This window comes from Streptomyces sp. NPDC051364 (assembly GCF_040682115.1).
Taxonomy (GTDB): Bacteria; Actinomycetota; Actinomycetes; order Streptomycetales; family Streptomycetaceae; genus Streptomyces.
The window spans coordinates 439,393-465,989 of the sequence record NZ_JBFBAH010000003.1 but is presented as its reverse complement, the minus strand read 5'-3'; the positions used below and the strand labels follow the sequence as shown (position 1 = coordinate 465,989).

The window sequence follows — 26,597 nt, the reverse complement described above, 5'->3', positions numbered from 1 at the left end:
TCATGCCTCGGCCCGGCGCGCGTACGTCAGGGCTGCCCAGAATCCGGAGACACCCATGTTCTCGTCGTCCCTCAAGCGCCGCTTCGCCGCCACCCTGGCCGTATCTGCCACCACCCTCGGCATGGTCACCCTCACCTCGGCGCCGGCCCAGGCCGCCGCGATCTGCGGCGGCAACGTGTCGATCTACGGCACCCTCCCCGACGGACGCCTCACCTACACGGCGATAGCCCCCAACACCGGCGACCGCGTCAAGACCCTGATCGGCGCGAACCTCGGCTTCACGCCCAAGGCGATGGCCACCCTCAACTTCAACACCGTCCTCGTGACGTCGACGGCCGGCGAGCTGTACCGCGTCGACATCCAGACCAACGACAGCGCCCTGGCCCTGGCCGGAGTCACCAAGATCTGGGACAGCGGCTGGACCTTCGACAAGCTGACCTACGACGGCGCCGGTCACCTCTACGGCACGGTCGCCGGTGAGCTCCACCGCTACAACGTCTCCCAGGCCAAGCCCAGCGGGCCCGCCCACATCGCCAAGCACGCGGTGATCGACACGGGCTTCGTCCTCAAGACGCTGGCCGCCGCGGGCGACGACGTCCTCATCGCCAGCACGGCCGACGGCCGGCTGCTCTCCTACCAGATCAACGGCGTCGGGGACTGGGAGAGCTCGGAGCTCAAGAGCTCCGGCTGGTCGGCGGTCGACAACCTGGTCTCGCCCGGCGGCGGCCTCTACTACGGCCGTACGAACGGCGGGATGTACTGGTACCACGACGCCGACCCCACCGACGGCAAGGGCGATGACATCGCCTACCACCCCGCCGACCCGGTCGACGCGAGCGGCTGGACCCAGAGCCTGCTCTCCGCCTTCGCCAACGACTGCACCTACCAGCCGCCGGCGCCCCCCACCCCCACCCCCTCCACCAAGGGCGGGCAGATCGCCCGCAGCGAGATCATGAGCCGCGCCGTGAACTGGCTGGGCCGTGACATCCCGTACAACCAGGGTGCCTACGCCACCGACCCGGACGGCGACCACACCTACCGCACCGACTGCTCCGGCTTCGTGTCCATGGCCTGGCACGCCGCCGGCAGCTACACGACCTACAGCCTGCCGAGCGTCAGCACCACCATCTCCAAGTCCGACCTGCAGCCCGGCGATGCGCTGAACACCCAGGACGGGCACGTGGTGCTCTTCGAGAAGTGGGTCGACAAGGCCGCCGGCAAGTTCTCGTACATCCACGAGGCCAACACCAACGACGACATGATGCGCGGTCAGGACTACCTCAACGGAGGCACGGACGGACGCATCGCCGGCCACGCCGCCTCGGGCTACGTCGCCCTGCGCTACGACAAGGTCGTCAACGGATAGAACGTGTCCGGGCGGCGCTGAGCGGAGCCCGTCCCGTACCCCTCCCGGTTCTCAGACGAGGGGGTGCGGGGCGGGCGTGCCTCATCGCGGACGGGGTCAGGCTCCGGGGCGGGTGCCGATCATCTCGGCGATCAGCTCCGGAGCCACCGCACGCGAGTACAGCCAGCCCTGGCCGGTGTCGCAGCCGACGCGGCGCAGCCGGGCCGCCTGGCCGGCCGTCTCCACGCACTCCGCCGTCACGGTCAGGCCGAGCCGGTGCGCGAGCTGCACCAGGGCCTCGACGATGGTCTCGTCGGCCGGGTTCGGGTGGGTGCCCTCCTCGTAGCGGAAGCCCCGTACGAAGGAGCCGTCCAGCTTCAGGACCGACACCGGCAGCCGGCTCAGGTACGCCAGGTTCGAGTACCCGGTGCCGAAGTCGTCGATGGCGATCCGCACCCCCATGTCGCTCAGCGCCTGGAGGGCCTGCAGCGGCCGCCCGGCGGAGCCCATCACCGCCGACTCGGTCAGCTCCAGCTGGAGCAGCTGCGGGGCCAGCCCGGTCTCGGCCAGGATCTCCGCCACGTCGCCGACCAGGTCCGAGTCCCACACCTGCCGTACCGCCACGTTGACGGAGACGAAGACCGGGCAGTCGCTCGGCTGCTCGATCTGCCAGCGCCGGGCCTGCCGGCAGGCGGTCCGCAGCACCCACCGCCCCAACTGGACGATGGAGCCGTCCTCTTCCGCAATCCCGATGAACCGATTCGGCGTCAGCGTGCCGAACTGCGGGTGGTTCCAGCGCACCAGGGCCTCCACCCCGCGCACCGTACCGCTCTCCAGGTCCACGAGCGGCTGGTACTCGAGCGCGAACTCGCCCCGCTCCACGGCCGGCCGCAGCGTCGAGCTGAGCGCCTGGCGGGTCATGCGGTGCGCGTTGCGCTCCGGGTCGAACAGCGTCCAGCGGGCCTTGCCGTCCGCCTTCGCCCAGTACAGGGTCGTGTCCGCGGCCTGCATCAGCCCGGTCGCCGAGGTCCCGTCCGTGGCCCGCTCCACGACGCCGATCGAGGCCGAGACCGACAGGCGCTGCCCGGCCAGGTCGAACGGCTCCTGCACGGCGGCCAGTACGCTGCGCGCCAGGTCGGCGAGCTGCTCGGTGCCGGTGGAGTCCTCGACCAGCAGGGCGAACTCGTCGCCGCCGAGCCGCGCCACGAGGTGCCCGCCGGTGCGCCCGTACCCGGACTGGTCGGCGCACTGGGTCAGCCGGGACGCGACGGCGGTCAGCAGCCGGTCCCCGACCCGGTGGCCCAGGGTGTCGTTGACGGCCTTGAACCCGTCGAGGTCGAGGTAGCACAGGCCGATCCGCCCGGTGCCGCCCTGTTCGTACGAGGAGGCCTCCAGGGCGGCGGAGAGCCGCTCGAAGAACAGCGCCCGGTTGGGCAGCCGGGTCACCGGGTCGTGCATCTGGAGGTGCCGCAGCCGGGCCTGGAGGTCGCGGCGGTCGCTGATGTCGGCGACGGACAGGAGCACGTCCCGGGTGCCGGGCACGGGCCCGAGGGTGACCTCGGTCCACAGGGAGTGCCCGTCCGGGTGTTTGAGCCGGCGGGTGCAGCGCAGTCTGGCCTGCCGGCCGCGCAGCACCTCCTGGTAGGCCTGCCAGGTACGGGCCTCGGCGCCCAGGTCGACCAGGTCGGCCGCGCACTGCTCGACGAGCGCGTGCGGCTCGGTGCCCAGCAGCCCGGCCAGCGCCGCGTTGGCGGCGACGACGTAGCCGGAGCGGTCGACGACGGCCATCGCCAGGTGGGCCGCGTTGAAGGCGGCCCGGTAATCGCGCAGCTCGGACTCGGTGCGGGGCGGCGACGTCGGCACGGCCGACACTGCTTGGTGACGCTCCGTAATGGCCGATCGGATGCTGTCGGCCGCCGAACCGGTTCCCTCTGAGGTTCCGCTCACCGTTGGCTCCCGCAGTGCTCGTGAGTGTCCGTGCAGGAAAGTGTGCCGATCATAGAGGCACCGTACGGCCCTATCCAGCGGCGTCGCCGTGCGGGGCACGGGACTTCGGCGTGCTGACGCCTCGCCGGCCGGATCCCGCGCGATCGTTTCTGCGCAGCTCTGAGCAGCGGAAGGCTCCCGCTGATCTCCCGTGATCGGTCGTGACGTTCTGTAGGCATGTGGGTGACCCCCGGGGTCACCGGCTTGCCGCAGTCCTCACTCGTGTGGGGCAGCGGAACAGGGCATTAGTAAGACAATCGCCCCAAGGTGGAACGAGATGGTACGAATCCACCACCGGAGGTCGATGTGCCGCGACAGCAGACACCCGGGGGAGTGGAACGCTCCCGCATGAGAAGCGCGGCGGCTGCGCTCACCTCCCTGACGGCGCTCGCCGCCATGTCGCTCGTCGCGGGTCCCGCGGTCGCCGTTCCGGGGGCCGCGCCGTGCGCCCTGACCCGTACGTCCGCACACCACTCCCTCGGCCTGGACACCTGGAACCGCGCCTACCCCAAGCCGGACCGCACCCTCGACGCGGTCATGGTCTTCCTCTCCTTCCCCGACCACCGGACCACCCTGACGACCGAGCAGCTGACCGGCGACTACTTCCCCGCGACCGGCGACTACTTCGAGCGGGCCTCGTACGGGAGGTTCCGCCTGGTCCCGCACCCGCAGAAGCAGTGGATCCGGATGCCCAAGCCGTCCACGGCGTACGGGATACAGCGCGACTGGGCGGCCGAGGACCGGGCCGCGTACCTGCGGGACGCGGTCGCCGCCGCCGACCGGGAGGTGGACTTCTCCCAGTACGACGTCGTGTACTTCGTCGCCGACCCGGACGCGCCCGGAGTGGACTCGGACGCCACCAAGGTCGTCAACTTCGACCGGCCGATCAGGGCGGACGGGACGGACCTGCGGCGGATCGTGACCGTCTTCGAGCGGCACCCGCCGGACCGGAACGTGCTGGCGCACGAGACCGGGCACGTCTTCGACCTGCCCGACCTCTACCACCGGCCGACGGACGGCAAGGGCGACTGGGACACGCACGTCGGGGACTGGGACGTCATGGGCAGCCAGTTCGGGATGGCGCCGGACCTGTTCGCCTGGCACAAGTGGAAGCTCGGCTGGCTCGACGCCTCCCAGGTGGACTGCGTGCAGTCGGGCTCCTCGCTGCACACCCTGCTGCCGCTGGCCCAGGCTCCGGTGGCGGGCGCCACGGGCGGGACGCGGCTCGCGGTGATCCGTACGGGCACCGGCAGTGCGATCGCCGTCGAGGCGCGGGGGTCCGCCGGCAACGACGGGGACACCTGCACGGAGGGGGTCCTGGTCTACAGGGTGCGCAACGAGGCGGCGTCGGGCGGCGGGCCGATCGAGGTGCTCGACGGGCATCCGGACACGGAGGCGTGCTGGGACCGTTCGGTGTACCCGCCGCTGGCGGACGCTCCGCTCGAGGTGGGGCAGGCGTTCACGGTGCCGGGGGAGCGGATCAGGATCGAGGTGGCGGACCGCACCCCGTCGGGCGCGTACACGGTCAAGATCACCACGTAGCGCGGTTCTGCCGGAACACGAAGAAGGCCCCCACTTGCGTGGAGGCCTTCTTCCGTCTGTGCGCCGCCAGGGACTCGAACCCCGGACCCGCTGATTAAGAGTCAGCTGCTCTAACCAACTGAGCTAGCGGCGCTTGCTGACGAGGAAGACATTAGCAGGGAGACGGCCGGAAGGAAAAATCGATATCCGCAGCTCGGGCGGCGCGGACGTACGCCCACAGGAGGGCCTCGGGTCCGGGGAGCCAGGGGGTGCGGGTGTCGGGGGCGACGAGCCAGCGCGACGGTCCGGGGGTGGCCGCGAGCGGCGGCACGGTGACGGCGTCGCCGCGGCCGTGGCACAGGGGGGCGGGCGCCGAGCTGCCCCACTCTTCCCAGGCGAGCAGCGCGGGCAGCCGGTGGGCGGTCCCGGTGGCGGCGAAGAGCAGCATCCGCCCGCGGTGCACGGCGACGGGCCCGGAGCCGGGGCCCTCGGCCCGGAGCAGGTCGAGCATCCGGCGCCCGAGGACGAGCGGGACGTTGACGACGTCGAAGGCAGTCCCGCAGGGCAGCGTGGCGGGCGCGGTGGCCCGGGCCTCCCACAGGGCGAGGGTGCGGTGCGGGTGTGCCGACGCGGAGGCGAGCCAGGCGGCGCCCTGGGGGGTGACGTGGGTGGCGGTGCGTGCGTCGGGGGTGGGGCAGGCGGGTGCCGTCGTCAGCGTCGTCATGCGGACCGGTCTACCGCGCGTAGTGATCCGGTTTCCGGGAGTTACGGAAAACCGGGACAGGGCGGGGGATGGTGGGCTATGTTGCGCCCCGCATATGCCAGCTGCGCCTTCTGGTGCGTCGGCGTGCCGGGCCCGCGGCCGGGCCCCGGCGGTCGCGAGTGCGTGCGTTCCGGAACTGTTCTAGCGTCGTATGAGCGGGGGTTCGCCGCCCGCTCGACCCGCCGGTGAGCCCGCTCTCCGGCGCCGGGGAATCCGCCCTTCGCCCTCAGGCACCGGCCCGGCCGCCCCCGCGCGCGGTCCGGGACACCCGGGGCCGCGGTCCCGACCGAGAGCAGGTGCATTCCCATGCGTCGTTCGGCTCGTATCCCCGGTGTCCTCGCCGCCCTGGCGCTCGCCCTGGGCGGCGTCGCCGTCGCCGCTCCGGCGGCCCACGCCGACATCGAGGCCTGCCAGAACATCGTCCAGCTGCAGGGTGCCGAGGTCACGGACGCCATCCGGATCGCCTGCTACGTGGGTCTCGTGGGAGACGAGGACGGCTGCACCAAGGGGCTGACCCAGGCCGGCGTGGAGGGGGTCGTCGCGACCGCGGCGTGCCGCCAGGCCCCCCAGTAGCCGACCCGTCCCGCCCGCGGCGGCCTAAGGGTGGCCTACGGTGCCTCCGGGCCTGCCTCGCGCTGCAGGGATTCGCCGAACTCGATCATCTTGCGCGCATAGTCCTCGGTCCACTCCGCCTGCGCGGCGATCGCCGCCGGCGGCAGCCGGTCGAACCGGCGCGGATCGGCGAGCTGCGCGGCGGCCATCGCCTGGAACTCCACCGCCCGGTCCTGGGCCGCCCGGAACGCGAGCGTCAGCTCGGTGGCCCGGGCCAGCAGCTCCCGCGGGTCCTCGATCGACTCCAGGTCGAAGAAGTGCTCCGGGTCCGTGGCGGCCTCCGAGGGCTCGAAGAGCAGCGGCGCGGGCCGCAGCTTCCGCTCGGTCGTCCGCTCGGGCTCTGCCATGCGTGTCCTCCTGCTGCGCGTTCGGGATCCTTCCGGGCCACCCTCCATTGTCCAACGCCGCGCAAGAGCGCCGCCCCTCAGGGCTTCCGGGCCACGCGGTGCTCGGCCAGGTGCGCCAGGACCGAGTGGTTCGCCTCCCAGCCGTCCGGGCTGTATCCGTTTGCCGCCTCCGGCGGCGTGCCGGACTCCGTCCGGCGATCGTGGTACCGCCCCTGGTCCGGTGCCGGGTTCGGCGGGCGGGTTCGGTTCACGGCCGCCACGCCACGCGGTGCTCGGCCAGGTGTGCCAGGACCGAGTGGTTCGCCTCCCAGCCGTCCGGGAACTTCACCGCCACCCCCAACTGGACCGGTTCCGTGGACGGATGGTCGTCCAGCAGCTCCGCTATCCCCGCCCGGGCCACGACCACGCACGCGTGCCGGTGCCGCGAGGCCAGTACGCACAGGCGGCCCGTCTCCAGGTGGAACGCCGTCGCGTCCGGGCGGCCCGACAGCGGGTGCAGCACCACTGTGAGGTCGTACTCCCGCCCCTGGAGCCGGTTCGCGGTGTCCACCGTGACCCCGGTGACGCCCAGTTCCGCCAGGGCGGCGCGGACCGCTGCCGCCTGGTCGCGGTGCGCCGTCCCGACCGCGATCCGGTCCGCGGTCAGCGGGGCCGGGACCTCGGACTGCTCGTCCGCCGTCACCGCCCCCCGGTCCAGCGCCCGGCGGACCACCAGGGCCACCGCCCGCACGGCCTCCGGGTCGGTGCGCGGGGTGTGCCGCGCGGGCAGCTCCAGCAGGCCCCAGCCCGACTCGGCGGCCTCGTCCAGCACCCGGTCCGGGCCCGAGCCGTCGCCCGCGACCCCGTACGACAGCCGCCGCTCGCCCGGACCCGTACCGCTGCGGAACTGCGTGTACGGGTAGAACGCCTGCGAGACCAGCGGCGCGGCCGTCGCCGGGAGCCGCCAGGACACGGGCAGCCGGTGCTGCGGCAGCTGCGGGTTGTGGGCCAGCAGGGTGCTGACCGCCGACGCCGACGGGTCGTACGACAGCCCCGCCCACTGCTCGGCGCCGACCACGCTGAACGGGTCCAGCTGCCCCGGGTCGCCGACGAACAGCGCCCGCTCGAACAGCCCGGCCACGGCCAGCAGCGCGTCCGAGCGCATCTGGTACGCCTCGTCGACGATCGCGTGCTCCCAGGGCTCCGTGTCCTTCACGTACGCCCACTTCGCCGCCGTCGAGATGGTGATCGGCAGCTCTGCCAGGTCCCCCGGCTTCGCCGAGAGGGTGACCGAGGGCAGCTCGCGCAGCGCCGGGTCGTAGGCGTCGCCGTCGCTGCTGTGCAGCCGGCCGACCTTCAGCTCCGGGTCCTTGTAGGCGAGCCGCAGCACCAGGTCGTCGACCTGCGCGTTGGTCTGCGCGACCACCATCAGCCGGCGCCCGGCCGCGGCCAGCTCCCGGGCGGCCCGCACCACCAGCGTGGACTTGCCGGCCCCGGGCGGGGAGTCGACGACCACGCCGCGCTCGCTGCCGTGCAGCGTGTCGCGCAGGATGGCGGCGGTCGCCTCGGCGGCGGCCGCGCCCGGATCGAAAGCGGTGCTCACAGGATGTCCTCAGCGGTTACCGGGTCGGGCGCTGCGTCGGGCAGCACGGCGGCGGTCGCGGATCCCGGCGGTCCGCCGTGCGTCCACGGGGTCTGCTCCGGCTCCGGCAGCTTCGGGCCGCCGCGCGCGTCGTGCTCGAACAGCGTCCAGCAGACCCGGTCGCCCTTCTCCGGAACCGAGCCCGGCTCCGGCTCCCGGCCGCGGCCCATCTTGTCCAGCAGCCGCAGCACGAGCCGGCCGTCCTCCTCGAAGCGGACGAACTGCGCTGCCTGCGGGCGGCCCTCCAGCGAGCGGAACACCTTGCCCCCGCCGCCCTCCGCGAGCTGCGGACGGTCCTCCGTGGCCACCGTCACCAGTGGGCGCGGACTCGGCCGCTTCGACTCCGTCCACTCCATCACCACCTCGGTGACCTCGCCCGCGAACGCCTCGCCCGACAGCCGCCGGCCCGCCATCACCAGCGGATCGTCCAGCGCCTCCTGGGCGTCGAGCCGTACCTGCTCGGTCTCCCGCGTCGCCAGCTTCCGGGCCGCCGTCACCGCGTCGTCGCGGCGCGGCTGCGGGGGCTCGCCCGCCCGGACCCGGTCCCGGTGGCCGGTGTACGACCAGCGGTCGCGGGTCCAGCGCTCCTCGGCCCGCTCCCCGGTCGGCAGCGCGCGCAGCAGCTCCAGCGACTGCCACACCGCCCGCCAGGTCGGCCGCATCTGCTCCGCGACGAGCTCCCGGACGGCCGCCTCGGCGCGGTCCAGGGCCGGCCCGTCGCCCGCGGTGCGCGCCGCGTCGTAGCGGGCCATCGCCGGCGCGAGCAGCTTGTTGTCGAAGGCCGGGTCGGTGGCGGGTCCGGCGGGCGGGACCAGCAGCTGCCCGTTCCGGTCGCGGCCCAGTTCGGCCCGCAGGGCCGCCTCCGCGCCCGATTCCCCTTCCGGCGGGGCTATCCACGACAGCAGTGCGCCCAGGTGCTGGTCCTCCAGGTTGCTCTGGCCGGTGGCCCAGTGCCGCCCCAGCAGCTCCGTCGCGGACAGCAGCATCGAGGCCCCCGGGACCCGGGAGCGCTCGCCGAGGTGCGTGAACCAGCGGCCCAGGAGCGGGACCCGGGTGGGCGCCGGATACGGGTTCTCCGGATCCTCCTCGGCCGTCCGCCGGAACCGCATCGACCGCCCCAGCAGCCGGACGTACTCGATGCCCGCCCGGCTCGGCACGATCACCTGGGGCGCGTCCAGGCACAGCTCGGCGGAGACCTTGCTCTTCGCGCCGGTCTCCGGATCGGTCTCGGTCCGCTCCACGTACTCGACGTCGTCGGCGTACCCGTCCACGTACGGCAGGACCACGTTCGCCAGCTCCGCCAGGAACGTCCAGCGCAGGTCCCGGTCGCGCGGCTGCGCCACCACCAGGAGCCGCGGCTCCGCGGGATCCGTGCCGATCAGCGCGCCGAGCGGGGCCCCGGCCTCGCCCGCCGTCGTCAGGGGTACGAGGACCAGCGGGCGCTCGCTCAGATGCCGGTGCCGTACGGTCGCCAGCTCCCGGGCCCGGCCGGCCCGGACGGCTTCTAGGCGCGCGAGGGTGTTCAGGAGGGACATGCGGCCGCCTCCAGCGCCTCGGCGCGCAGCCGGGCCGCCTGGTGCAGCGCGGCCGCGGTCGGGTCGTCGGGGCACCCGTCGCCGGCGGCGGCCGCGAGGGCCTCCTCGACGGTGGTGAGCGCACCGAGCTCCCCGCGTACGGAGCGGCCGAGGGCGGTCACCTCGGCGGCGGCGCGGGCCTGCTCCCGGCAGTGGAAGGCCAGTTCGCAGGCGGCGAGGCATTCGGGGGCGTAGGCGGCGGAGACGGCCGAGACCGCCTCGGTCAGCTCCTCGGCGGGCCGCGCCGGGTCGAAGCTGACCCCCTCGGGCAGGGCCGCGGCCAGCTCCTCGACCCGTGTCAGCCTCTCCAGCTGGCGCCGGGTCACGGCGCGCTCCCGGCGGACGTCGACGGGTGCGGCGGTCGGCAGGTTGGAGAAGTCCTTCGGGCAGACGAGCAGCACGGTGTGCCCGACCACGGCGGAGGCCAGTTTCTCGGCGGTGTTCTCCAGGGCCAGGACGTAGACGGCGGCCTGCCGGGCGGCGGCGCCCACCTTCGCGGGATCGGCCGCCCCGTCGATCAGCGGGAACGACTTGATCTCCACGACGGTCCAGCGGCCGTCAGGGTGCACCACGACGGCATCCGGCTCCAGATAGGCGGGGGTGCCCGCCACTTCCAGGGCCAGCATCGGGTGGTCCAGCAGGGTCCAGGCCCCGGTGGCGGCCCCTGCAGCGGTGGCCTCGCGCAGGGCGAGCGCGGTGCGCGCGGCGCGGCCCTCGGGCCCGGCGGCGGTCAGGTCGGGGACGCGGGCGCCCGGGCCGGGCGGTTCGGCCCCGGCGTCCATGTGCCGGTGGACCAGCTCCAGCAGGGCGGCTCCGCCGTCGCCCTTGACCCTGGCCTCGAAGGAGTTCCCGCGGACGATGGCGAACTGCGACTGGCCGAAGGCGGCGGGCGAGCCGAGGGCCGCGGCCAGGGCGGTCTTGTCCACACCGGCGCCGTCGAGCAGGGCTCGTCTGCCGCATCCGGGGTTGGCGGCGAGCGCCGCCAGCGCGCGGGCGTCGAGCGGGCGGGGCGGCACGGCGGGGCCGCGCAGGTCAGCGAGCCGCTGCCGCAGAGTCGTCTTCCGGGGCGGGCCGCTGGGCGGGTAGGAGCTCACGGGCGGAAGTGTCCCATCCGCCACTGACAATCGTGGTCTTACCGCGGAATCCGGCCGTACGGGCGGACAGCCGGCGCGAGATCGCGTACCCGGCGGCCATCACGGCGGCACCGGCGGCCGCGTCCAGGAAGTAGTGGTTGGCGGTGCCCATGACCACGAGCGTGGTGACGGCGGGATAGGCGATGCCGAGCGCTCGCAGCAGGGGGTGGCGCCCGTGCCGCCACAGCAGGATCCCGCACCACAGGGCCCAGCCGACGTGCAGGCTCGGCATGGCCGCGTACTGGTTGGTCAGGCCCCCGAGCCCGCGCGGCGCGCTGGCCTCGGCGCCCCACCAGCCGTACGCGCTGTACTGGGCCATCGTGTCGGTGAACCCGTGCGCGGCGTCCAGCAGCCGGGGCGGGCAGGTGGGCATCAGGGTGAAGCCGACGAGCCCGAGGAGGGTGGAGACCACCAGCCAGGTGCGGGCGCTGCGGTAGTGCTGCGGCCGGCGCAGGTACAGCCAGACCAGCACGGCCGGGGTGACGAGGTAGTGCAGGGAGGCGTAGACGAAGTCGGCGGGTATGCCGAGCAGTCCCTCGTGGGAGAACAGGCGGTTGAGCGGCCGTTCGAAGTCGATCCCCAGCAGCTTCTCCGCCCGGAGTATCGCGAGGCCGTGGCCGACGGCGAGGTGCACGTCGCCCCGGGCGAGGAGTCTGCCACCGGTGTACGCGCCGTAGACGAGCCCCAGGAGCAGCAGTTCGGCCCACCAGCGGGTGGGCTTCTGCCGATCAGTCATACGGTGTAGGACGCTTGTGCGACAGGGTGGGTTGCCTGGTGTTCACGTGATGGATGATGGACGGACGACGCAATCGCCCGAACCGTCGCATAAGCACGCGAACCCTTAAGTCCTTACGTACCGGGAGAATCTCCTATGGCCCCCCGAATCCTCCTGGCCCGTCACGGCCAGACGGCGTGGTCCCAGCTCGGCAAGCACACCGGACGCACGGACGTGCCCATGCTGGAGGAAGGCAAGCGGGGCGCGAAGCTGCTCGGCGAGCGGCTGGCCCGCGCCCCGTGGAACGGCCTGCCCGGCGTGGAGGTCCGCACCAGCCCGCTGGCCCGCGCGAGCGAGAGCTGCGACCTGGCGGGCTTCGGCGCCCGGGCGGAGCCGTGGGACGCGCTGATGGAGTGGGACTACGGCGCCTACGAGGGCATGACCCCGGCCGAGATCCAGGCGGTCCGCCCGGGCTGGCTGATCTGGCGCGACGGCGTCCCGGGCGGCGAGTCCGTCGCCGACGTCGCGGCCCGCGCGGACGAGGTGGTCGCCTGGGCCCGTGCGGCGGAGCGCGACGTGCTGGTCTTCGCCCACGGCCACATCCTGCGCACCCTGGCCGCCCGCTGGCTCGGCTTCGAGGCCTCCTTCGGAGCCCGCATCCGCCTGGAGCCCACCTCCCTCTCGGTCCTGGGCTGGGCGTACGGGGCCCCCGCACTGGAGCGCTGGAACGACACGGGCCACCTGGACCTCTGACCGCAGCCCGAAGCCCCGTACGGGGGCGGGCGGTTGACCGGACCGGGGGCCTGTCAGGGCCGCTCCGGCCGGGGCGCGGCCCGTCAGGCCGTGGCGTGGCGGGTCAGGAACTCCGCCACGCGCGGGCTGCGCTGGTGCGGGACCAGGGCGCGGGCCGTCCCCGACAGCATGGACCGGACGCGCGTGGACTGGACCTCGGTGAGCAGGTCCAGGACCCGCCCGCCGGCCCAGGCCGCCTCCTCCGGGGCGCCGGCCCGGGCCAGGTCGTCGGCCAGCTCGGCGGTGTAGAGGGCCACGTTGCGGGCGAAGTGCGGATCCTGGAGGTCCGCCGCGCGGCGGGCGTGCCGGGCCGCGCGGGCGTGCTCCCCGAGGGCCGCCCAGCACCGCGACTCCAGGGACTCCAGCTCGGCCTCGCCGAAGAACGACATCCACTCCGGGTCCGCGCCCGCCTCGCCGCGGGAGAACTCCGTGTGCGCCCGGGTCAGCGCCTCCTCGCAGGCCTTGCGGTCCGCCAGGCCCGCCCAGCCGCCCGCCTCGCGCAGGGCGAGCAGCGAGAGCAGCCGGGGGGAACCGAGGGAGCGGGCGGCGCGGCGGCCCGCCTGGGCCGCCCGTACCGACTCCCGCGGCCGCCCGCAGTCCCGGGCCAGGAAGGCCATGTTGCTGAACGCGTGCGCCTCCAGGCCCGCGTCCCCCGCGACCCGGGCCGCCGCCAGGGCCTCCGCGTAGTGCGAGCGGGCGTCCTCGAAGCGGCCGGAGTCGTGGGCCAGCCAGCCCACCGAGATGGCCAGTTCACCGGCGCCCGCGTGCAGCCGGTCCTCGGTGGACTGCCGGGTGGCTCCCGCATCCAGCAGCGCGTAGGCGGCGCGCAGGGGTTCGGCGGCCCTGCGGTACAGGGCGTCGGCGCCGTGCCGGTCGTCCAGCAGCCGGATCTGGCGTACGGCTTCCTCGACCGCCGCCGCTTCGGACTCGCCGGCCCGGGAGGGCGCCCGGCGGGTGTCGCCGAGCAGGGGGAGGCCGATCGTCGCGGCCGCCACGGTCGCGGAGCCGCCCGCCATGAACGCGCGACGCAGCACGTCGCTCTCCTTGTGGGTGAAGGGGCCGGTGCGCTGCGCCGACCGGCCGCGCACCGCCTCGCGCGGGGAGAAGCCCAGGTCGGCCAGAGTCCGGCCGGGGAACATGTGGAGGAAGACCCGCTCGTACGCGTAGTTGGGGCAGCGGATCTCGCCGGACTCGACCCGGCCGATGTAGCGGGCGTCGCAGGAAACCGTTTCTCCGATCTCCTTCGCGGCTCGGCGCACCATGGCCGCGAACTCGGCCGGGGAGTGCTGCCCGCGCAGCCGCCGGAACGTCTGATTGGGTGAGTGGGGGAACGCCGCCATGGACGTGGCCTCTCTGGCAAGGGACGCACCGCCGGTTCCGCGGGATGGAGCCGGGCCCGGCGCGCATGAACGTACCGCCAGCGGCGGACGGCTCATGCGGTGTTTGGCTACAAAAGGGATATCTCACCCGCGATCCGCCATGAACTGCCATCCTTTGCAGCGTCTTGCCGCCGCACCCGTTGACGTTTTGGCGCGTTGAGCCCATGTGGGGTGTGAGCTGATTCCCGCCCCGCTCGTACGCGGATCGAGGAGGGGTTCCCTTGGTGGAGGGCGGCATGGAGAGCACTGGAATGAACACCGCGCCCGTGTCTTCGGACGCGACCCCCGTCCCGGCCGCCACGGTCGTCCCGGGTGTCGCGATCGCCGCGGTCGTCCCGGGCGTCGTGGCCGTCGCGGTCGCCGCCCCGGCGGAGGCGCCGGACCTGGTGACCGTGCCCACCCGGCAGGGCCTGGAGGCCGTGGACATCATCCGCCGCGCCGCCAGCCTGGCCGGCGGGGTCGGCCCGGTGCTGCACGACGGGTCCGACGACACCCTCGGCTTCCTCGTCCCGCCCGGCACCGCCGACGCCTGGGACCTGCCCGGCAGCGCGTGCACGCAGACCAACGGACGCGGCATGCGCTTCGGCGACGTCGACGTGTCGCCCACCGCCGGCGACACCGGCTGGCTGCTCCCCCCGGAGGCCGTCGGTCCGGTCACGGACCCGGAGGTGCTGCGCGCCGCGCTCGGCGAGGCGGCCCGCCTCATCGAGGCGGCGGACAACTGCCGCTGACCGGCGACAATGGGGTGGTGGCAGGCAAGGGCAGAGGCAGCAGCAGACAGCGCGGGCGCGGTACCTCCGAGGCGGTCGTCGGGCAGGTGGCCGGCGGCACGGCGGAGCTGGCTCCCGACCGCGAGCGTGCGGACGCCTGGACCCTGCTCATCGACGGGGCCCCGCAGTCGCATGTGGACCTGGCCGATCCGGGGTACCTGGACTTCGCGTACCAGCGGCGGATCGGCCACCTGATCGACCTCGTCGCGCCCGCCCGGCAGCCCCTGAACGTGGTGCACCTGGGCGGCGGCGCCTTCACCCTCGCGCGCTACACGGCCGCCGCCCGCCCCCGCTCGACCCAGCAGGTCGTGGAGATCGACGCCGCGCTGGTGGCCTTCGTACGGGAACACCTGCCGCTGGACCCGCAGGCGCGGGTCCGGGTCCGGGCGGTGGACGCGCGGGCGGGCCTGGCCAAGGTTCCGGACGGCTGGGCGGACCTGGTGATCGCGGACGTGTTCAGCGGCGCGCGCACCCCGGCGCACCTGACCAGCGCCGAGTTCCTGGACGACGTACGCCGTGCCCTCGCGCCCGGCGGGTGGTACGTGGCCAACCTCGCGGACGGCCCGCCGCTCGCGCACCTGAAGGGCCAGATCGCGACGGCCGCGTCCCGCTTCGAGCACCTGGCGCTGGCCGCCGACCCGGTGGTGTGGCGGGGGAAACGGTTCGGCAACGCGGTGCTGGCGGCCGCCGACCGGGAGCTGCCGGTCGCCGAGTTCACCCGCCGGGTGGCGAGCGACCCGCATCCCGGCCGGGTCGAGCACGGCCGGGCCCTCGCCGACTTCGCGGGCGGCGCGGCCCCCGTCGGAGACGCCTCGGCGGTGGCCTCGCCCGAGCCCCCGCCGTCCGTCTTCCGCTGAGGGGCCGTGACCTGCCGCGACACGCCCTCGTTCGGATGACCTTGCGCTCCGGACGCCGCGGGGGCGGGTAGGTCTTCGTCTCGAGCGCCCCGTCGGGGCGAGCGGGTATCTGCAGGCATCAGGGAGACACGGACATGGCCAACGGCACCGTCAAGTGGTTCAACGCGGAGAAGGGTTTCGGGTTCATCGCGCCCGAGGACGGCAGCGCGGACGTCTTCGCCCACTACAGCGAGATCCAGGGGAGCGGCTTCAAGGAACTCCAGGAGAACCAGAAGGTCGCGTACGACCTCGGCCAGGGCACCAAGGGGCCGCAGGCGACGAACATCCGCGTCGTCTGACGACCCGCCTCGGCCGGCCGGACACCCCCTGAGCGGTCTCCCCGAGACCGCTCAGCCCTCGTACGTCTCCACCAGCGGCGGGTGGCCGTTCCAGGTGCAGAAGACCGACATCTCCCGGCCCGCCTTCGTGAAGGTGACCCGGATCCAGTACGGCTGCTTCCACACCTGCATCTGCCAGCCGGCGTCCGGCGTCGCCGAGACCAGCTCGGCCGAGGACGTCCCGAGGTCGAAGACCACCCGGCCACCCGTGACCGGGTAGGCCTTCACCTTGCCCGGATCCCCGCCGTCGCCCTGCTGCTCCTCCGGGCGCGGGCTCGGCGGGGCCGCCTTCTGCGCGGGCTTCGCCGAGGAGGCGGCGGCGGAGGGCGACGCCGAGGGGGACGGGGAGGGGGAGTCCGGGGCCGGTTCGGGCGACGGCGCCGCCGCGCTGTGCGTCGAGGAGGACAGCGGCTGCGTGGTCAGCGGCACCGCCAGCGGCGGATCGTAGGCCGTTCCGGACATGACGGTGTGCACGCCCCACCAGGACAGCGTCACCGCCGCCCCGGTCGCCAGCGTCCAGGCGAGAGCATGAACAAGTCCTCGGTGCATCAGGGCACATACTGCACCACTCGCCCCGGAGACGTCCCGACACCCCGCGTGGTCCCCCGAATGGACTACGGTGCCGCCCATGGCAAGTGTGCTCGTGGTCGAGGACGACCAGTTCGTACGTTCCGCCCTGATCCGGCACCTGACCGAGGCCTCGCACACCGTGCGGAGCGTCGGCACGGCCCTCGAGGCGCTGCGCGAGGTCGCCCACCACCGGTTCGACGTGGTCATCCTCGACCTCGGGCTGCCCGACCTCGACGGGTCGGAGGCGCTCAAGATGCTGCGTGGCATCACCGACGTACCGGTGATCATCGCCACCGCGCGTGACGACGAGGCCGAGATCGTCCGGCTTCTCAACGACGGCGCCGACGACTACCTGACCAAACCTTTCTCCGTGGAGCACCTCTCCGCCCGGATGTCCGCCGTGCTGCGCCGCGCCCGCGCTGCCGCCGGGGCCGAGCCGCCCTCGCGGGTCCTGCGGGTGGGCGGGCTGGCCATCGACCCGCTGCGGCGGCAGGCCGAGCTGGACGGGGCCGTGCTGGACCTGACCCGGCGGGAGTTCGACCTGCTGGCCTTCCTCGCCGGGCGGCCCGGGGTGGTCGTGGCCCGGCGCGAGCTGCTCGCCGAGGTCTGGCAGCAGTCGTACGGGGACGACCAGACCATCGACGTGCACCTGTCCTGGCTGCGCCGCAAACTGGGCGAAACGGCCGCCAGCCCCCGCTATCTGCACACCCTGCGGGGGGTCGGCGTCAAGCTGGAGCCGCCCCGGTGAGCACGGTGAACACGGTGGCCGCGGTGGGCGCGCGATGAGATGGGCGCTGGTCAAGGTGTGCCTTGCGGTCACGGCCATGGTGGTCGTGGCCTTCGCCGTGCCGCTCGGGCTGGTCGTCCAGGAGATGGCCAGCGACCGGGCCTTCTCCAACGCCGAGCGGCAGGCGGCCACCATCGGGCCGACCCTGTCCATCACCACCGACCCGGTGCAGCTGCGCAAGGCCGTGGAGTCCACGCAGATGGGCGCCGCCCAGCGGATGGCGGTCCACGTGCCCGCGATCGGCGGCGGCGCGCCGGTGGAGATCGGCATCGGCCGGGCCGGGGCGCACGCCGTGGCGGAGACCCGGCGGATGGGCCGGGGGATGACGGCCCCGCTGGCCGGCGGCGGTTCGGCGCTGCTCCAGCCGACCGCCCTCGGGTCGGGGGACATCGCCGTCGTGGAGATCTTCGTACCGGAGAGCGAGGTCAGCAACGGCGTCGCGACGGCCTGGGTGGTCCTCGCGGGCGTCGGCCTGGCGCTGATCGTGGGCTCGGTGGCGGTCGCCGACCGGCTCGGCGCTCGGCTGGTGCGGCCGGCCGAGCGGCTCGCGGACGCCGCGCACCAGCTGGGGGAGGGCCGGCTGGGGGCGCGGGTGCCGGAGGACGGGCCGAAGGAACTCCGATCGGCGGCCGTCGCGTTCAACTCGATGGCGGACCAGGTGGTGGAACTCCTCGCCAACGAGCGGGAGCTGGCCGCCGACCTCTCGCACCGGCTGCGGACGCCGCTGACGGTGCTGCGGCTCAACACGGCCTCGCTCGGCGACGGGCCGGCCGCGGAGCAGACCCGGGCGGCGGTGGAACAGCTGGAACGCGAGGTCGACACGATCATCCGTACGGCCCGCGAGCAGCGCGCACCCGCGGCAGCCGCGGGCGGGGCCGGGGCGGGCTGCGACGCCTCCGAGGTGATCCGCGACCGGATGGACTTCTGGTCGGCGCTGGCGGAGGACGAGGGCCGCGAGGTGCGGCTCGCGGGCGTGGACCGTACGGTACGGCTCCCGGTCGCCCGGCCGGAGCTCGCGGCCGCCCTCGACGCCCTGCTCGGCAACGTGTTCCGGCACACCCCCGAGGGCACACCGTTCGCGGTGGACGTCCACGACGCGGGGGACGCGGTCATCGTGCTCGTCTCGGACGCAGGGCCCGGCATCGCCGATCCGGACGCGGCGCTGCGGCGCGGCAACGACGGCGGCCGGGACGGCTCGACGGGCCTCGGCCTGGACATCGTGCGCCGGGTCGCGGAATCGACGGGCGGCGACGTGCGGATCGGCCGCTCGATGCTCGGCGGAACCGAGGTCAGGCTGTGGATCGCCCTCGACGACCGGGCGCGGGGCGGTGCGGGCGGAGTGCGGACGCGCCGCGGTCGCCGCAAGCGGCGCGGCGGCTGACGGGCGGTTCGCCGGTTCGCCCGGTTCACCGGCCTTCGCCCACGGCGGGCGCGGGCGGCATACCGTACGGGGTGGTTGGTTGTCCTTCCCCCGAACGGAATGGAACTGGTCATGCGCTACGCAGTCCTCGGCACCGGGATCGTCGGCCGTACGGTGGCCGGCCGCCTCGTCTCGCTCGGACACGAGGTGGTCATCGGCACCCGCGACCCCCAAGCCACCCTCGCCCGTACCGAGTACGCCGAATGGCAGGAGGCCCATCCGCAGGTCGGCCTCGCCTCCTTTCCGGAAGCCGCCCGGCAGGGCGAGACCCTGGTCAACGCCACCGGCGGGCAGGTCAGCGTCGCCGCCCTGACGGAGGCGGACGCCGCGCACCTGGACGGCAAGGTGCTGATCGACATCGCCAACCCGCTGGACTTCTCTCTGGGTTTCCCGCCCACCCTCGACCCGGTGGACGACGACAGCCTGGGCGAGCTGCTCCAGCGGACGTTCCCGCGGCTGCGGGTGGTCAAGACGCTGAACACGATGAACTGCCGGATCATGGTCGAGCCGGCCCGCGTCCCGGGCGAGCACACCGTGTTCCTGTCGGGCGAGGACGCCGACGCCAAGAAGTCCGTACGCGAGCTGCTGTACTCCTTCGGCTGGCCGGAGGCGAGCGTCCTGGACCTGGGCGGCATCGAGACGGCCCGCGGCACCGAGATGCTCCTCCCCATCTGGCTCCGCCTGATGGGGACCCTCGGCCACACGGACTTCAACTTCCACATCCAGGGCGCGCAGCAGGGCGGCTGAGGGTCCGTCCCGGATGGGCGCCGAGATGTTGCCGGTCGCCGTGGGCGCGCCGAGTGTGGCCCTGACGGAAGGAGTCAGGCATGAGAGTCATGCTCCGGGCCCACTTGGACACGGCGGCCACAAATGACGGCATCAAGAGCGGCGCCCTGCCCCAGGCCATGAAGAAGCTCATGGACACCATCAAGCCGGAGGCCGCCTACTTCGGGCTCCACGAGGGCGTCCGGTCCTGCTGGATCGTCTTCGACCTGCAGGACAGCTGGCAGATGCCGCCGCTGATGGAGGAGCTGTTCCTGCAGTTCAACGCGGAGATCGAGGTCGGTCCGGTGATGAACGCCGAGGACCTGGCGAAGGGTCTTGCGGCGATGCAGTCCTCGTAGGGCGGGTCGGCAGCCCCCGTACCCCGCCCCGCCGACGGCCGGCGGCCGTCCACGCGAGCACCACGGAGGCGGCCGCCGCCGCGCACGACACGGAGAATGCGGCCCGGTGGCCGTAGGCCCCCGCCAGCGGCCCGGCGGCCGCCGCGGCCAGCGCCTGACCGACGATCAGGCCGCTGCCCACCACGGTCATGGCCTCGCCCATGCGTTGCGCCGGGCCCGCCCGCTCGACGAGCCCGAACAGCGCGATCAGGTGCGGGGCCACGGCAAGCCCGATCCCGGCGACGGCCAAGGCGGCGCCGAGCAGCCCCGACACGGCGAGCAGCGGCAGCGTGAGCAGCGCCTGTACGCCGATGGTCCACCGCAGCCGTACGGCGAGGTCCGCGGACCCGGGGCGGGCGACCGTCACGAAGCCGGCGATCGAGCTGGTCACGGCCATGGCCGCCCACACCAGCCCGGCCGTTCCCGGCTCGCCCAGCGACTCGGCGAGCGCGTTCACCCCGGTGTTGGCCCCGCTCCACGCGGCGCCTTGCAGCACGGCCATCGCGCACAGCAGCACGAGCTCCGGCGACCACAGTCGTACGTCGGCACGTGCACCGGCATCCGGTGCGCCGAGGGGGCCGGGCGCGGTCGGGTGGACGGCGAACAGGGTCCCGAAGAGCAGGATCAGCCCGGCGGCGAGCACGAGCGCGGAGGCCGGGTGCACGGTCACGGCCAGGATCCCGGCGAGCGCGGGCCCGACCATGAACCCGACCTCGTCGAGGGTGGTGTCGAAGGACAGGGCCGTACCGGCCAGGGCTTTGTCCTCGCCCGCCAGGTGCGCCCAGCGGGCCCGGGCCAGCGGGCCGACCTGCGGGACGGTGAGCCCGGCGGCGCCGGCGAGGGCCAGCCGGGCGGGCAGCGGCAGTCCGCCGAGGACGGCCGCGACGAGGGCGGCCAGGACGGCGGCGTTCGCGACGCAGGCGACGAGGAGCACGGGGCGGTGGCCGTGCCGGTCGGCGAGCCGGCCGATGACCGGGCCGCCGAGGGCCTGGCCGAGCCAGAGGGCGGCCGCGACGGTGCCGGCGTTGCCGATGCCGTCGCGGCCGTTGATGAGCAGGAGCGTCCCGATGGGGCACAGCGCGGCGGGCAGCCGCGCAAGGAACGCGTAGACGGGCAGGGCGCTGCCGCCGAGTGCGAACACTCCGCGGAAGCCGCCGGGGGCGGCGTCGGATCCGGACACGGACAACCTCCATCCGCACGCCGACCCTCCCGTGTCTCCGGCGCGCACCGTTGCCCGTCGGGCAGGACGGTAGCCGCGGAATGCGGGCTTCGCCAGACCCGCGTGTTCGCCCGGGGGAGGTGGGGCCCGGTCGTCAGCCGCCGGAGTTGAGGCGCTGGGCCTGGGACCGGCCGACCTCGGCGGCGCGGTGCAGGTAGTCGGCGATGACCGCGAGTTCGGAGTCGGAGTAGCTCTCCAGGACCGCGCCGAAGGCCCGGCCGGGGGTGTCCCAGGCCTCGCCGATGCGCCGGCGGGCCTCGGGGGCGAGGGAGACGAGGGAGCGGCGGCGGTCGTGGGGGTCGGCATGCCGCTCGACGATGCCGGCCTTGACCAGCCGGTCGACGAGGCGGGTGGCGGAGCCGGAGGTCAGGCCGGTGAGGCGGGCGATGTCGCCGGTGCTGACGGGGCCGGGCTCCATGTCGAGGAGGGCGACGCACTGCATGTCGGTGGGGTGCAGCCCGACGTGGTCGGCCATGGCCTGGTTGAAGAGTGAGTAGTCGGCGTAGTGCCGCTGGCTCTCGGTGACGATGCGCGTGAGCAGCTCGGCGCGGCTCCACTCAGCACGGGCGTCACTCGGACGAGGGGAATCGGTTGACATCGGCTTCTCCATGCCTGAAATTTATCTGTGTGACGCAGAATATTGATCGTGCAGAATCTGTGCCACGTACTCATCCTAGCGTGCGCCGCACGCCGGGACAGCAACCGGAACAGCCACAAAAACAGCCGCCACAAGACCACCGACAAGAACAGGAAACAGGCCCGCCATGTCGATCCTCATCACCGGTGCCCGCGGCGCCGTCGCCCGCAGCCTCGTCCCCCTCTTCGCCGCCCGCGGCATCCCCCACCGCCTCGCCTCCCGCGAGCCGGACACGCCCGGCGCCGGCCACTGCGACCTCACCGATCCCTCGACCTTCCCCGGCGCCCTGGCCGGCGTCCGGTCCGTCTTCCTCTACGCCGAGGCCGCCGCCATCGGTGCCTTCGTCAAGGAGGCCGTCACCGCCGGAGTCGAGCACGTCGTGCTCCTGTCCTCCTCGTCGGTGCTCGGGCCGTCCGCCGCCGACAGCCCGCTGTCGGCCTCCCATCTCGCCGTCGAGGAGGCCCTGCTGGCCTCCCCGCTGCGCACCACCTTGCTGCGCCCCGGCTCGTTCGCGAGCAACGCCCTCGGCTGGGCCTGGTCGCTGAAGTCCGGCCGCGCGGTCCAGCTGCCCTACCCGGGCGCCCACTGCGACCCGGTCCACGAGGCCGACCTCGCCGAGGCCGCCTTCGCCGTCCTCACCGACCCCGCCCTCGGTGGCCGCGCGTACCACCTGACCGGCCCGCACTCCCTGACCTTCGCGACCCAACTGGCGATACTCGGCCGGGTACTCGGTACCGCGGTGCCCTTCGAGTCCGTCACCGCCGAGCAATGGAAGTCCGCGGTCGAGGGCTACATACCCGGCCCCTACGCCGATGCGCTCCTCGGCTACTGGGCCGCGAGCGACGGGCTCCCGGTCGAGATCACCGACGCCGTCGAGCGCCTCACCGGCCACCCGGCCCGCTCCTTCGAAACCTGGGCCGAGGACCACGCGGACGACTTCCGCGCCTGACCGCCGCGATCCCCTGCGTAGGGTGTCGGGAGATGCGGCACGGGGCTCGAGGGGATCGGCATGCAGGCATTCGGAATATCCGGGAGCGCGGAGAAGGTCGCGTCCCCGCGGCCGCGGCGGACGGCGAACACGCTGTTCTGGGCCGCGCTGATTCCGACGGTGGCCACGGTGGGCGGCTTCCTCAGCCAGTATCCCTATGGCATGTTGTGGGTCGGGGTCCTGATCGTCCTGGCCGCGGTGGCAGCCGGTCCGATCGTGGCGGGCTCCGTCTGGAACCGGGCGGGCGCCGCGACCCTGGTCGGCTTCTCCCTCCTCGCGCTGGGCCTCTTCGCCGGGTCCAACCTCAACGAGAACTACATGAAGCAGCTCGGTGAACGGACGGGCGCGGTGGTCGTCGAGGCGGGGGAGCGGGTCAACCACAAGGGCGACGTACGGCACTTCTGCAAGGTCGTCGACGACTCGGGGAGCCGCGCGGAACTGGGCGACATCCAGAACTGCCACGGCCAGTTCGCGACAGGGCGGCGCGTCGTCCTCTTCAAGGACCGGCTGGGCGGCCTGGATCCCTGGATCGAGGCCACGGACAACCGCGGCGTCGACCCCCTCGGACTGGGCATCACCGGCGGCCTCTACGCCCTTACCGCAGCGGCCCTCTTCTACGCGGGCCAACGGCGGCGCCCTGAGCTGGGCGCTCGCGCGTCGCGTGTCCTGTGACGTGGTGTGCGGTGACGGCTACTCGTGGTCCCCGTGGGGCTCGGGAACCCCGGGCCCGGAAACGCAGTGGGCCCGGAAAACGCAGAGGGCCCCGGTCCGCTTTCGCGGACCGGGGCCCTCTCGCAGGGTGAGTGACGGGACTTGAACCCGCGGCCACCTGGACCACAACCAGGTGCTCTACCAACTGAGCTACACCCACCATGTCCGGTCGGAGAACCGACCGGCCGAAGAAAAGGGTACAGGGTCCGGGAGGGTGCTCGCGCCCTCCTTTCCCCCGACCCGTCTCCGGAGGGTCGTGCCGGGTCCTATTCGGCGGACAGGGTGTGCTTGGCGGCGATGGCCCGGGCGGTGTCCGAGTCGGGCCCGGGCTGCGGCACGAAGACCGCCTCCCGGTAGTAGCGCAGCTCGGCGATGGATTCCCTGATGTCCGCGAGCGCCCGGTGGTTGCCGGTCTTCGGCGGGCTGTTGAAGTACGCCCGCGGGTACCAGCGGCGGGCCAGCTCCTTGACCGAGGACACGTCCACGATCCGGTAGTGCAGATGGCTCTCCAGCGCGGGCATGTCACGCAGCAGGAAGCCGCGGTCGGTACCGACCGAGTTCCCGCAGAGCGGAGCCTTGCGGGGCTCCTTCACGTGTTCCCGTACGTACGCCAGGACCTGCGCCTCGGCGTCCGCGAGGGTGATCCCGCCGGCCAGCTCGTCGAGCAGGCCGGAGGCGGTGTGCATCTCGCGCACCACGTCGGGCATGGTCTCCAGGGCCGCGTCCGGCGGGCGGATCACGAGGTCCACGCCTTCGCCGAGCACGTTGAGCTCCGAGTCGGTGACCAGTGCGGCCACCTCGATAAGTGCGTCGTCCGTCAACGAGAGCCCGGTCATCTCGCAGTCGATCCACACCATGCGATCGTTCATGCGGCCCAGCTTATGCGGATTACGCGGAAGGTCCCCCGCATCGGTGACGACCGATGCGGGGGACCTTCGTCAGGCAGTGCCCGTCGCGGGAGCTACGCGTGCTCGCGCAGGACCCGGTTCGGGGCGTACAGCTCGGTCACCGTCGGACCGGCCGCGGCCAGGGCCGCCGCGGCCCGCTGGGGCTGCGGAGTGCGCTGGTGCGGTACCGGGTTCCCCTGGATCTCGGCCACCTGGGACACGTCGGCCTGCGGCCGGCGCGCCCGGTAGGCCGAGCGGTAGGCGGCCGGGGAGGACCCCAGCTGCCGCCGGAAGTGCCCGCGCAGGGCGACCGGCGAGCGGAACCCGCAGCGCCCGGCGACCTCGTCGACCGAGTAGTCGGAGGTCTCCAGCAGCCGCTGCGCCTGGAGCACCCGCTGGGTGATCAGCCACTGCAGCGGCGCGCTGCCGGTCAGCGACCGGAAGCGCCGGTCGAACGTGCGCCGGCTCATGTACGCGCGGGCGGCGAGGGTCTCCACGTCGAACTGCTCGTGGAGGTGCTCCAGCGCCCAGGCGACGACCTCGGCCAGCGGGTCGGCGCCGATCTCCTCCGGCAGCGACCGGTCGAGATAGCGCTCCTGGCCGCCCGTTCGGCGCGGCGGGACGACGAGCCGGCGGGCCAGCGCCCCGGCCGCCTCGCTGCCGTGGTCCGTGCGCACGATGTGCAGGCACAGGTCGATTCCGGCCGCGGTGCCCGCGGACGTCAGCACGTCGCCGTCGTCGACGAACAGCTCGCGCGGATCGACATGGACGGACGGGTACCGCTTGGCCAGCGTCGGCGCGTACATCCAGTGCGTCGTCGCGGGCCGGCCGTCCAGCAGACCGGCGGCGGCGAGCACGAAGGCTCCCGTGCACAGTCCGACGATCCGGGCGCCTTCCTCGTGCGCCAGACGCAGTGCGTCGAGCGCCTCCGGAGGCGGCGGTGAAGTGATCGAGCGCCAGGCCGGAACGACGACCGTGCCTGCCCGGGCGATCGCCTCCAACCCGTACGGCGCGGTGAGCTCGAGTCCGCCGGTGGTCCGCAGCGGACCGTCCTCCCCGGCACACACGAGCAGTCGATAGCGTGGAACTCCCGCGTCCTGCCGGTCGATGCCGAACACGGAAAGTGGAATGGAGCTCTCGAAAATCGGTCCGCCGCTGAACAGCAGCACCGCGACGATCTCCCTGCGGCGACGCCCCGCAAGCTTCCTGCCGGCGTCCGCGACGACGGCGGTGGAATCCTGGCTCATGGCTAAGCCCCCCTTGGGTGTCGCGACTCCTTGGTCTGGTCGCACCTGCACGTTTCCCCTCGGCCTTGCACGTGGATCCCCCGCCGTAAATACATGATCGAATCTACTGCGTCCCGTGGTGTCGGCGTGACAAGTTCAGCACGCAGCGCTATGTCGACTTGGCAACTTGGCGAAAAGCATTCGATCAGGAAGCGTTCCACTCCGCTACCGGAGTGGGAAGCTCGCCGTCCGGCCATGGCCAGTACCCGTAGGGTCTCGGAGCCCCCCTGGCGGCGTAGTCGCTGGTGGTAGGGGGGTTGACGGGGCATTCCGGCAAGAACACCACTGTGCCGGGAAGTTGGCTGAAAACATGCGGGTGTGGGTGTGCGAATCAGTCAGTCCTCAAGGGAGATTCCACCAGACGAGTGGCAGCCGCGGTGCGCACGACCCCCGGCGCCGGCCCCGGCGCGCGAACGCCGCCGGCGCCCGCCCTGCGGCAGCCGGTCCTCCGCGAGGACCAGGGCGGCCCGCTCCGCCTTCTCCGAGTAGCGCAGCATCGCCCGGCATGCGGCCGTGACGGCGGCCAGCCCGAGGGTCGCGACGGCGGCCCCGTCGAAGGAGGTCCCGTAGACGACGAGGACCACGGGAACGAGCAGGCAGCTGAAGGCGGCCCAGCGCACCACGTCACCCGCGGGGTCGTCATGGGGGCGTCTGCCGGGGCGCACGGACGGGTGAACGGCGGCGGGGGTGAAATGCGCGGTCGTGTCGCTGTGCTGCGCGGTCCGGACGGAGCGGACGGACTGGGTCGGCTGAGCGGGCTGGACGGGGTGGACCGGATGGCCGGGCACGGCGTGCTCCCTGCGGGCTCTTCCTGGACGGTCGGACGCCTGTCCAACGGTGCGCGGCTGTGCTCGGTCACTGCGCGCACGGGTGGCGCGTGCCGCCGCTCGTCACTGGCTGTAGGGGCCAGCGGCCATTGCCAAGGAGCCCTCGCTCCGGCATGCTCCCTGGGACGCTCTCCAAGGGCGGCATGCCCTGTGCAGGACAGGAGTGTCGCCGTACCCTGGTGGGTATGGGCTTGGGAAGATAGTTCCCGGACAGAGCCCCGTCACCCTGAGTCGTCATTTTTTCAATCGTCGCTTACGCCCAATGTCGCCCCGTCGCCCTGTCCCTTCCCCCGAGGACCCCTTCGCCGAG

27 protein-coding genes, 2 tRNA genes and 1 pseudogene are annotated in these 26,597 nt (G+C 73.3%); 13 read left to right on the top strand and 17 right to left on the bottom strand.

The window, feature by feature from the left end:
• Positions 1 to 55 precede the first annotated feature (55 nt).
• Positions 56 to 1,366: a tachylectin-related carbohydrate-binding protein gene (locus AB0M76_RS09180; RefSeq protein WP_365952273.1), complete on the top strand. Its 1,311-nt coding sequence runs from the start codon at positions 56 to 58 to the stop codon at positions 1,364 to 1,366.
• A 96-nt stretch (positions 1,367 to 1,462) separates the two neighbouring features.
• Here the strand turns inward: AB0M76_RS09180 and AB0M76_RS09175 are convergent, their stop codons facing one another.
• The gene (locus AB0M76_RS09175; protein WP_365952359.1) at positions 1,463 to 3,328 is read right to left on the bottom strand and encodes an EAL domain-containing protein; all 1,866 of its coding nucleotides are present in this window, start codon (positions 3,326 to 3,328) and stop codon (positions 1,463 to 1,465) included.
• 309 nt (positions 3,329 to 3,637) lie between these two features.
• On the opposite strand from AB0M76_RS09175, the gene AB0M76_RS09170 reads away from it, so the two are divergent.
• Positions 3,638 to 4,873: a M6 family metalloprotease domain-containing protein gene (locus tag AB0M76_RS09170; protein ID WP_365952272.1), complete on the top strand. Its 1,236-nt coding sequence runs from the start codon at positions 3,638 to 3,640 to the stop codon at positions 4,871 to 4,873.
• A 59-nt stretch (positions 4,874 to 4,932) separates the two neighbouring features.
• On the opposite strand, the gene AB0M76_RS09165 is transcribed toward AB0M76_RS09170, so the two are convergent.
• Both AB0M76_RS09165 and AB0M76_RS09160 read right to left on the bottom strand, forming a co-directional pair.
• Positions 4,933 to 5,006, bottom strand: a tRNA-Lys gene (locus AB0M76_RS09165).
• Positions 4,997 to 5,576, bottom strand: a pseudogene (locus AB0M76_RS09160) (hypothetical protein). Before AB0M76_RS09160 ends, AB0M76_RS09165 begins: the two are co-directional and overlap by 10 nt.
• A gap of 345 nt (positions 5,577 to 5,921) precedes the next feature.
• Between AB0M76_RS09160 and AB0M76_RS09155 the strand changes: the two are divergent.
• Complete coding sequence (locus tag AB0M76_RS09155; RefSeq protein WP_365952271.1) at positions 5,922 to 6,188, top strand: hypothetical protein; 267 nt, start codon at positions 5,922 to 5,924, stop codon at positions 6,186 to 6,188.
• 35 nt (positions 6,189 to 6,223) lie between these two features.
• Here the strand turns inward: AB0M76_RS09155 and AB0M76_RS09150 are convergent, their stop codons facing one another.
• The 6 genes from AB0M76_RS09150 to AB0M76_RS09125 all read right to left on the bottom strand — a co-directional run bounded on the left by AB0M76_RS09150 (position 6,224) and on the right by AB0M76_RS09125 (position 11,638).
• Positions 6,224 to 6,574 carry a hypothetical protein gene (locus AB0M76_RS09150; protein ID WP_365952270.1) on the bottom strand — a complete coding sequence of 117 codons (351 nt, stop codon included), beginning with the start codon at positions 6,572 to 6,574 and terminating at the stop codon, positions 6,224 to 6,226.
• A gap of 77 nt (positions 6,575 to 6,651) precedes the next feature.
• Entirely contained in the window at positions 6,652 to 6,825 is a 174-nt protein-coding gene (locus AB0M76_RS09145; protein ID WP_365952269.1) for a hypothetical protein, read from the bottom strand.
• Positions 6,822 to 8,156: an AAA domain-containing protein gene (locus AB0M76_RS09140; RefSeq protein WP_365952268.1), complete on the bottom strand. Its 1,335-nt coding sequence runs from the start codon at positions 8,154 to 8,156 to the stop codon at positions 6,822 to 6,824. The genes AB0M76_RS09145 and AB0M76_RS09140 overlap by 4 nt, the downstream gene beginning before the upstream one ends.
• Complete coding sequence (locus AB0M76_RS09135; protein ID WP_365952267.1) at positions 8,153 to 9,730, bottom strand: hypothetical protein; 1,578 nt, start codon at positions 9,728 to 9,730, stop codon at positions 8,153 to 8,155. The genes AB0M76_RS09140 and AB0M76_RS09135 overlap by 4 nt, the downstream gene beginning before the upstream one ends.
• Positions 9,718 to 10,863 (bottom strand): hypothetical protein, encoded by a 1,146-nt coding sequence (locus AB0M76_RS09130; RefSeq protein WP_365952266.1) that lies wholly within the window; start codon positions 10,861 to 10,863, stop codon positions 9,718 to 9,720. Before AB0M76_RS09130 ends, AB0M76_RS09135 begins: the two co-directional genes overlap by 13 nt.
• On the bottom strand, positions 10,802 to 11,638 hold the full coding sequence (locus AB0M76_RS09125) for a phosphatase PAP2 family protein (RefSeq protein WP_365952265.1): 837 nt from the start codon (positions 11,636 to 11,638) through the stop codon (positions 10,802 to 10,804). The genes AB0M76_RS09130 and AB0M76_RS09125 overlap by 62 nt, the downstream gene beginning before the upstream one ends.
• 135 nt (positions 11,639 to 11,773) lie before the next feature.
• On the opposite strand from AB0M76_RS09125, the gene AB0M76_RS09120 reads away from it, so the two are divergent.
• On the top strand, positions 11,774 to 12,370 hold the full coding sequence (locus AB0M76_RS09120; protein WP_365952264.1) for a histidine phosphatase family protein: 597 nt from the start codon (positions 11,774 to 11,776) through the stop codon (positions 12,368 to 12,370).
• 83 nt (positions 12,371 to 12,453) lie between these two features.
• Here the strand turns inward: AB0M76_RS09120 and AB0M76_RS09115 are convergent, their stop codons facing one another.
• The gene (locus AB0M76_RS09115) at positions 12,454 to 13,749 is read right to left on the bottom strand and encodes a tetratricopeptide repeat protein (protein ID WP_365952263.1); all 1,296 of its coding nucleotides are present in this window, start codon (positions 13,747 to 13,749) and stop codon (positions 12,454 to 12,456) included.
• Between the two features lie 275 nt (positions 13,750 to 14,024).
• Between AB0M76_RS09115 and AB0M76_RS09110 the strand changes: the two genes are divergently transcribed.
• From AB0M76_RS09110 to AB0M76_RS09100, 3 genes are all read left to right on the top strand, one after another.
• Positions 14,025 to 14,519: a hypothetical protein gene (locus AB0M76_RS09110; RefSeq protein WP_365952262.1), complete on the top strand. Its 495-nt coding sequence runs from the start codon at positions 14,025 to 14,027 to the stop codon at positions 14,517 to 14,519.
• Between the two features lie 86 nt (positions 14,520 to 14,605).
• Positions 14,606 to 15,415 carry a fused MFS/spermidine synthase gene (locus AB0M76_RS09105; protein ID WP_365952358.1) on the top strand — a complete coding sequence of 270 codons (810 nt, stop codon included), beginning with the start codon at positions 14,606 to 14,608 and terminating at the stop codon, positions 15,413 to 15,415.
• Positions 15,416 to 15,549: 134 nt separating this feature from the next.
• Positions 15,550 to 15,753, top strand: a complete 204-nt coding sequence (locus tag AB0M76_RS09100) for a cold-shock protein (RefSeq protein ID WP_365952261.1) — start codon at positions 15,550 to 15,552, stop codon at positions 15,751 to 15,753.
• Positions 15,754 to 15,804: 51 nt separating this feature from the next.
• Here the strand turns inward: AB0M76_RS09100 and AB0M76_RS09095 are convergent, their stop codons facing one another.
• Positions 15,805 to 16,341 carry a hypothetical protein gene (locus AB0M76_RS09095; RefSeq protein ID WP_365952260.1) on the bottom strand — a complete coding sequence of 179 codons (537 nt, stop codon included), beginning with the start codon at positions 16,339 to 16,341 and terminating at the stop codon, positions 15,805 to 15,807.
• A 79-nt stretch (positions 16,342 to 16,420) separates the two neighbouring features.
• Here AB0M76_RS09095 and AB0M76_RS09090 point away from each other — a divergent pair, with 79 nt between their 5' ends.
• The 4 genes from AB0M76_RS09090 (at position 16,421) to AB0M76_RS09075 (ending at position 19,693) form a co-directional block, all read left to right on the top strand.
• Positions 16,421 to 17,110: a response regulator transcription factor gene (locus tag AB0M76_RS09090; RefSeq protein ID WP_362628139.1), complete on the top strand. Its 690-nt coding sequence runs from the start codon at positions 16,421 to 16,423 to the stop codon at positions 17,108 to 17,110.
• Between the two features lie 34 nt (positions 17,111 to 17,144).
• The gene (locus AB0M76_RS09085) at positions 17,145 to 18,530 is read left to right on the top strand and encodes a HAMP domain-containing sensor histidine kinase (RefSeq protein WP_365952259.1); all 1,386 of its coding nucleotides are present in this window, start codon (positions 17,145 to 17,147) and stop codon (positions 18,528 to 18,530) included.
• A 111-nt stretch (positions 18,531 to 18,641) separates the two neighbouring features.
• Complete coding sequence (locus AB0M76_RS09080; RefSeq protein WP_365952258.1) at positions 18,642 to 19,316, top strand: NAD(P)-binding domain-containing protein; 675 nt, start codon at positions 18,642 to 18,644, stop codon at positions 19,314 to 19,316.
• An 80-nt stretch (positions 19,317 to 19,396) separates the two neighbouring features.
• Positions 19,397 to 19,693, top strand: coding sequence for a hypothetical protein (locus AB0M76_RS09075; RefSeq protein ID WP_365952257.1), 297 nt, complete (start codon positions 19,397 to 19,399; stop codon positions 19,691 to 19,693).
• Here the strand turns inward: AB0M76_RS09075 and AB0M76_RS09070 are convergent.
• Together AB0M76_RS09070 and AB0M76_RS09065 are read right to left on the bottom strand one after the other, a co-directional pair.
• A complete protein-coding gene (locus tag AB0M76_RS09070; RefSeq protein ID WP_365952256.1) occupies positions 19,614 to 20,912 on the bottom strand; it encodes an MFS transporter in 1,299 nt (432 codons plus the stop codon). The two genes, AB0M76_RS09075 and AB0M76_RS09070, sit on opposite strands and share 80 nt — an antisense overlap.
• Positions 20,913 to 21,045: 133 nt before the next feature.
• The gene (locus AB0M76_RS09065) at positions 21,046 to 21,549 is read right to left on the bottom strand and encodes a MarR family transcriptional regulator (RefSeq protein WP_365952255.1); all 504 of its coding nucleotides are present in this window, start codon (positions 21,547 to 21,549) and stop codon (positions 21,046 to 21,048) included.
• A 166-nt stretch (positions 21,550 to 21,715) separates the two neighbouring features.
• Between AB0M76_RS09065 and AB0M76_RS09060 the strand changes: the two genes are divergently transcribed.
• Both AB0M76_RS09060 and AB0M76_RS09055 read left to right on the top strand, forming a co-directional pair.
• Positions 21,716 to 22,537: an NAD(P)H-binding protein gene (locus AB0M76_RS09060; protein WP_365952254.1), complete on the top strand. Its 822-nt coding sequence runs from the start codon at positions 21,716 to 21,718 to the stop codon at positions 22,535 to 22,537.
• 60 nt (positions 22,538 to 22,597) lie between these two features.
• Positions 22,598 to 23,248, top strand: coding sequence for a hypothetical protein (locus AB0M76_RS09055; RefSeq protein ID WP_365952253.1), 651 nt, complete (start codon positions 22,598 to 22,600; stop codon positions 23,246 to 23,248).
• A 126-nt stretch (positions 23,249 to 23,374) separates the two neighbouring features.
• Here AB0M76_RS09055 and AB0M76_RS09050 read toward each other — a convergent pair.
• The 4 genes from AB0M76_RS09050 to AB0M76_RS09035 form a co-directional block, all read right to left on the bottom strand.
• Positions 23,375 to 23,447 (bottom strand) — tRNA-His (locus AB0M76_RS09050).
• A gap of 106 nt (positions 23,448 to 23,553) precedes the next feature.
• Complete coding sequence (gene orn / locus AB0M76_RS09045) at positions 23,554 to 24,156, bottom strand: oligoribonuclease (protein ID WP_266666816.1); 603 nt, start codon at positions 24,154 to 24,156, stop codon at positions 23,554 to 23,556.
• A gap of 92 nt (positions 24,157 to 24,248) precedes the next feature.
• Positions 24,249 to 25,421 (bottom strand): helix-turn-helix domain-containing protein, encoded by a 1,173-nt coding sequence (locus AB0M76_RS09040; RefSeq protein ID WP_266629066.1) that lies wholly within the window; start codon positions 25,419 to 25,421, stop codon positions 24,249 to 24,251.
• A 374-nt stretch (positions 25,422 to 25,795) separates the two neighbouring features.
• A complete protein-coding gene (locus AB0M76_RS09035; RefSeq protein ID WP_365952252.1) occupies positions 25,796 to 26,248 on the bottom strand; it encodes a hypothetical protein in 453 nt (150 codons plus the stop codon).
• Between the last annotated feature and the right edge of the window lie 349 nt (positions 26,249 to 26,597).

Bases quoted from the DNA above. Each gene is read 5' to 3' on its own strand.
- AB0M76_RS09125 (WP_365952265.1), bottom strand. From the start codon at position 11,638: ATGACTGATCGGCAGAAGCCCACCCGCTGGTGGGCCGAACTGCTGCTC.
- AB0M76_RS09040 (WP_266629066.1), bottom strand. From the start codon at position 25,421: ATGAGCCAGGATTCCACCGCCGTCGTCGCGGACGCCGGCAGGAAGCTT.
- AB0M76_RS09085 (WP_365952259.1), top strand. From the start codon at position 17,145: ATGAGATGGGCGCTGGTCAAGGTGTGCCTTGCGGTCACGGCCATGGTG.
- AB0M76_RS09095 (WP_365952260.1), bottom strand. From the start codon at position 16,341: ATGCACCGAGGACTTGTTCATGCTCTCGCCTGGACGCTGGCGACCGGG.
- AB0M76_RS09100 (WP_365952261.1), top strand. From the start codon at position 15,550: ATGGCCAACGGCACCGTCAAGTGGTTCAACGCGGAGAAGGGTTTCGGG.
- AB0M76_RS09115 (WP_365952263.1), bottom strand. From the start codon at position 13,749: ATGGCGGCGTTCCCCCACTCACCCAATCAGACGTTCCGGCGGCTGCGC.
- AB0M76_RS09155 (WP_365952271.1), top strand. From the start codon at position 5,922: ATGCGTCGTTCGGCTCGTATCCCCGGTGTCCTCGCCGCCCTGGCGCTC.
- AB0M76_RS09180 (WP_365952273.1), top strand. From the start codon at position 56: ATGTTCTCGTCGTCCCTCAAGCGCCGCTTCGCCGCCACCCTGGCCGTA.
- AB0M76_RS09120 (WP_365952264.1), top strand. From the start codon at position 11,774: ATGGCCCCCCGAATCCTCCTGGCCCGTCACGGCCAGACGGCGTGGTCC.
- AB0M76_RS09080 (WP_365952258.1), top strand. From the start codon at position 18,642: ATGCGCTACGCAGTCCTCGGCACCGGGATCGTCGGCCGTACGGTGGCC.
- AB0M76_RS09150 (WP_365952270.1), bottom strand. From the start codon at position 6,574: ATGGCAGAGCCCGAGCGGACGACCGAGCGGAAGCTGCGGCCCGCGCCG.
- AB0M76_RS09090 (WP_362628139.1), top strand. From the start codon at position 16,421: ATGGCAAGTGTGCTCGTGGTCGAGGACGACCAGTTCGTACGTTCCGCC.
- AB0M76_RS09110 (WP_365952262.1), top strand. From the start codon at position 14,025: ATGGAGAGCACTGGAATGAACACCGCGCCCGTGTCTTCGGACGCGACC.
- AB0M76_RS09075 (WP_365952257.1), top strand. From the start codon at position 19,397: ATGAGAGTCATGCTCCGGGCCCACTTGGACACGGCGGCCACAAATGAC.
- AB0M76_RS09055 (WP_365952253.1), top strand. From the start codon at position 22,598: ATGCAGGCATTCGGAATATCCGGGAGCGCGGAGAAGGTCGCGTCCCCG.
- AB0M76_RS09065 (WP_365952255.1), bottom strand. From the start codon at position 21,549: ATGTCAACCGATTCCCCTCGTCCGAGTGACGCCCGTGCTGAGTGGAGC.
- AB0M76_RS09060 (WP_365952254.1), top strand. From the start codon at position 21,716: ATGTCGATCCTCATCACCGGTGCCCGCGGCGCCGTCGCCCGCAGCCTC.
- orn (WP_266666816.1), bottom strand. From the start codon at position 24,156: ATGAACGATCGCATGGTGTGGATCGACTGCGAGATGACCGGGCTCTCG.
- AB0M76_RS09135 (WP_365952267.1), bottom strand. From the start codon at position 9,730: ATGTCCCTCCTGAACACCCTCGCGCGCCTAGAAGCCGTCCGGGCCGGC.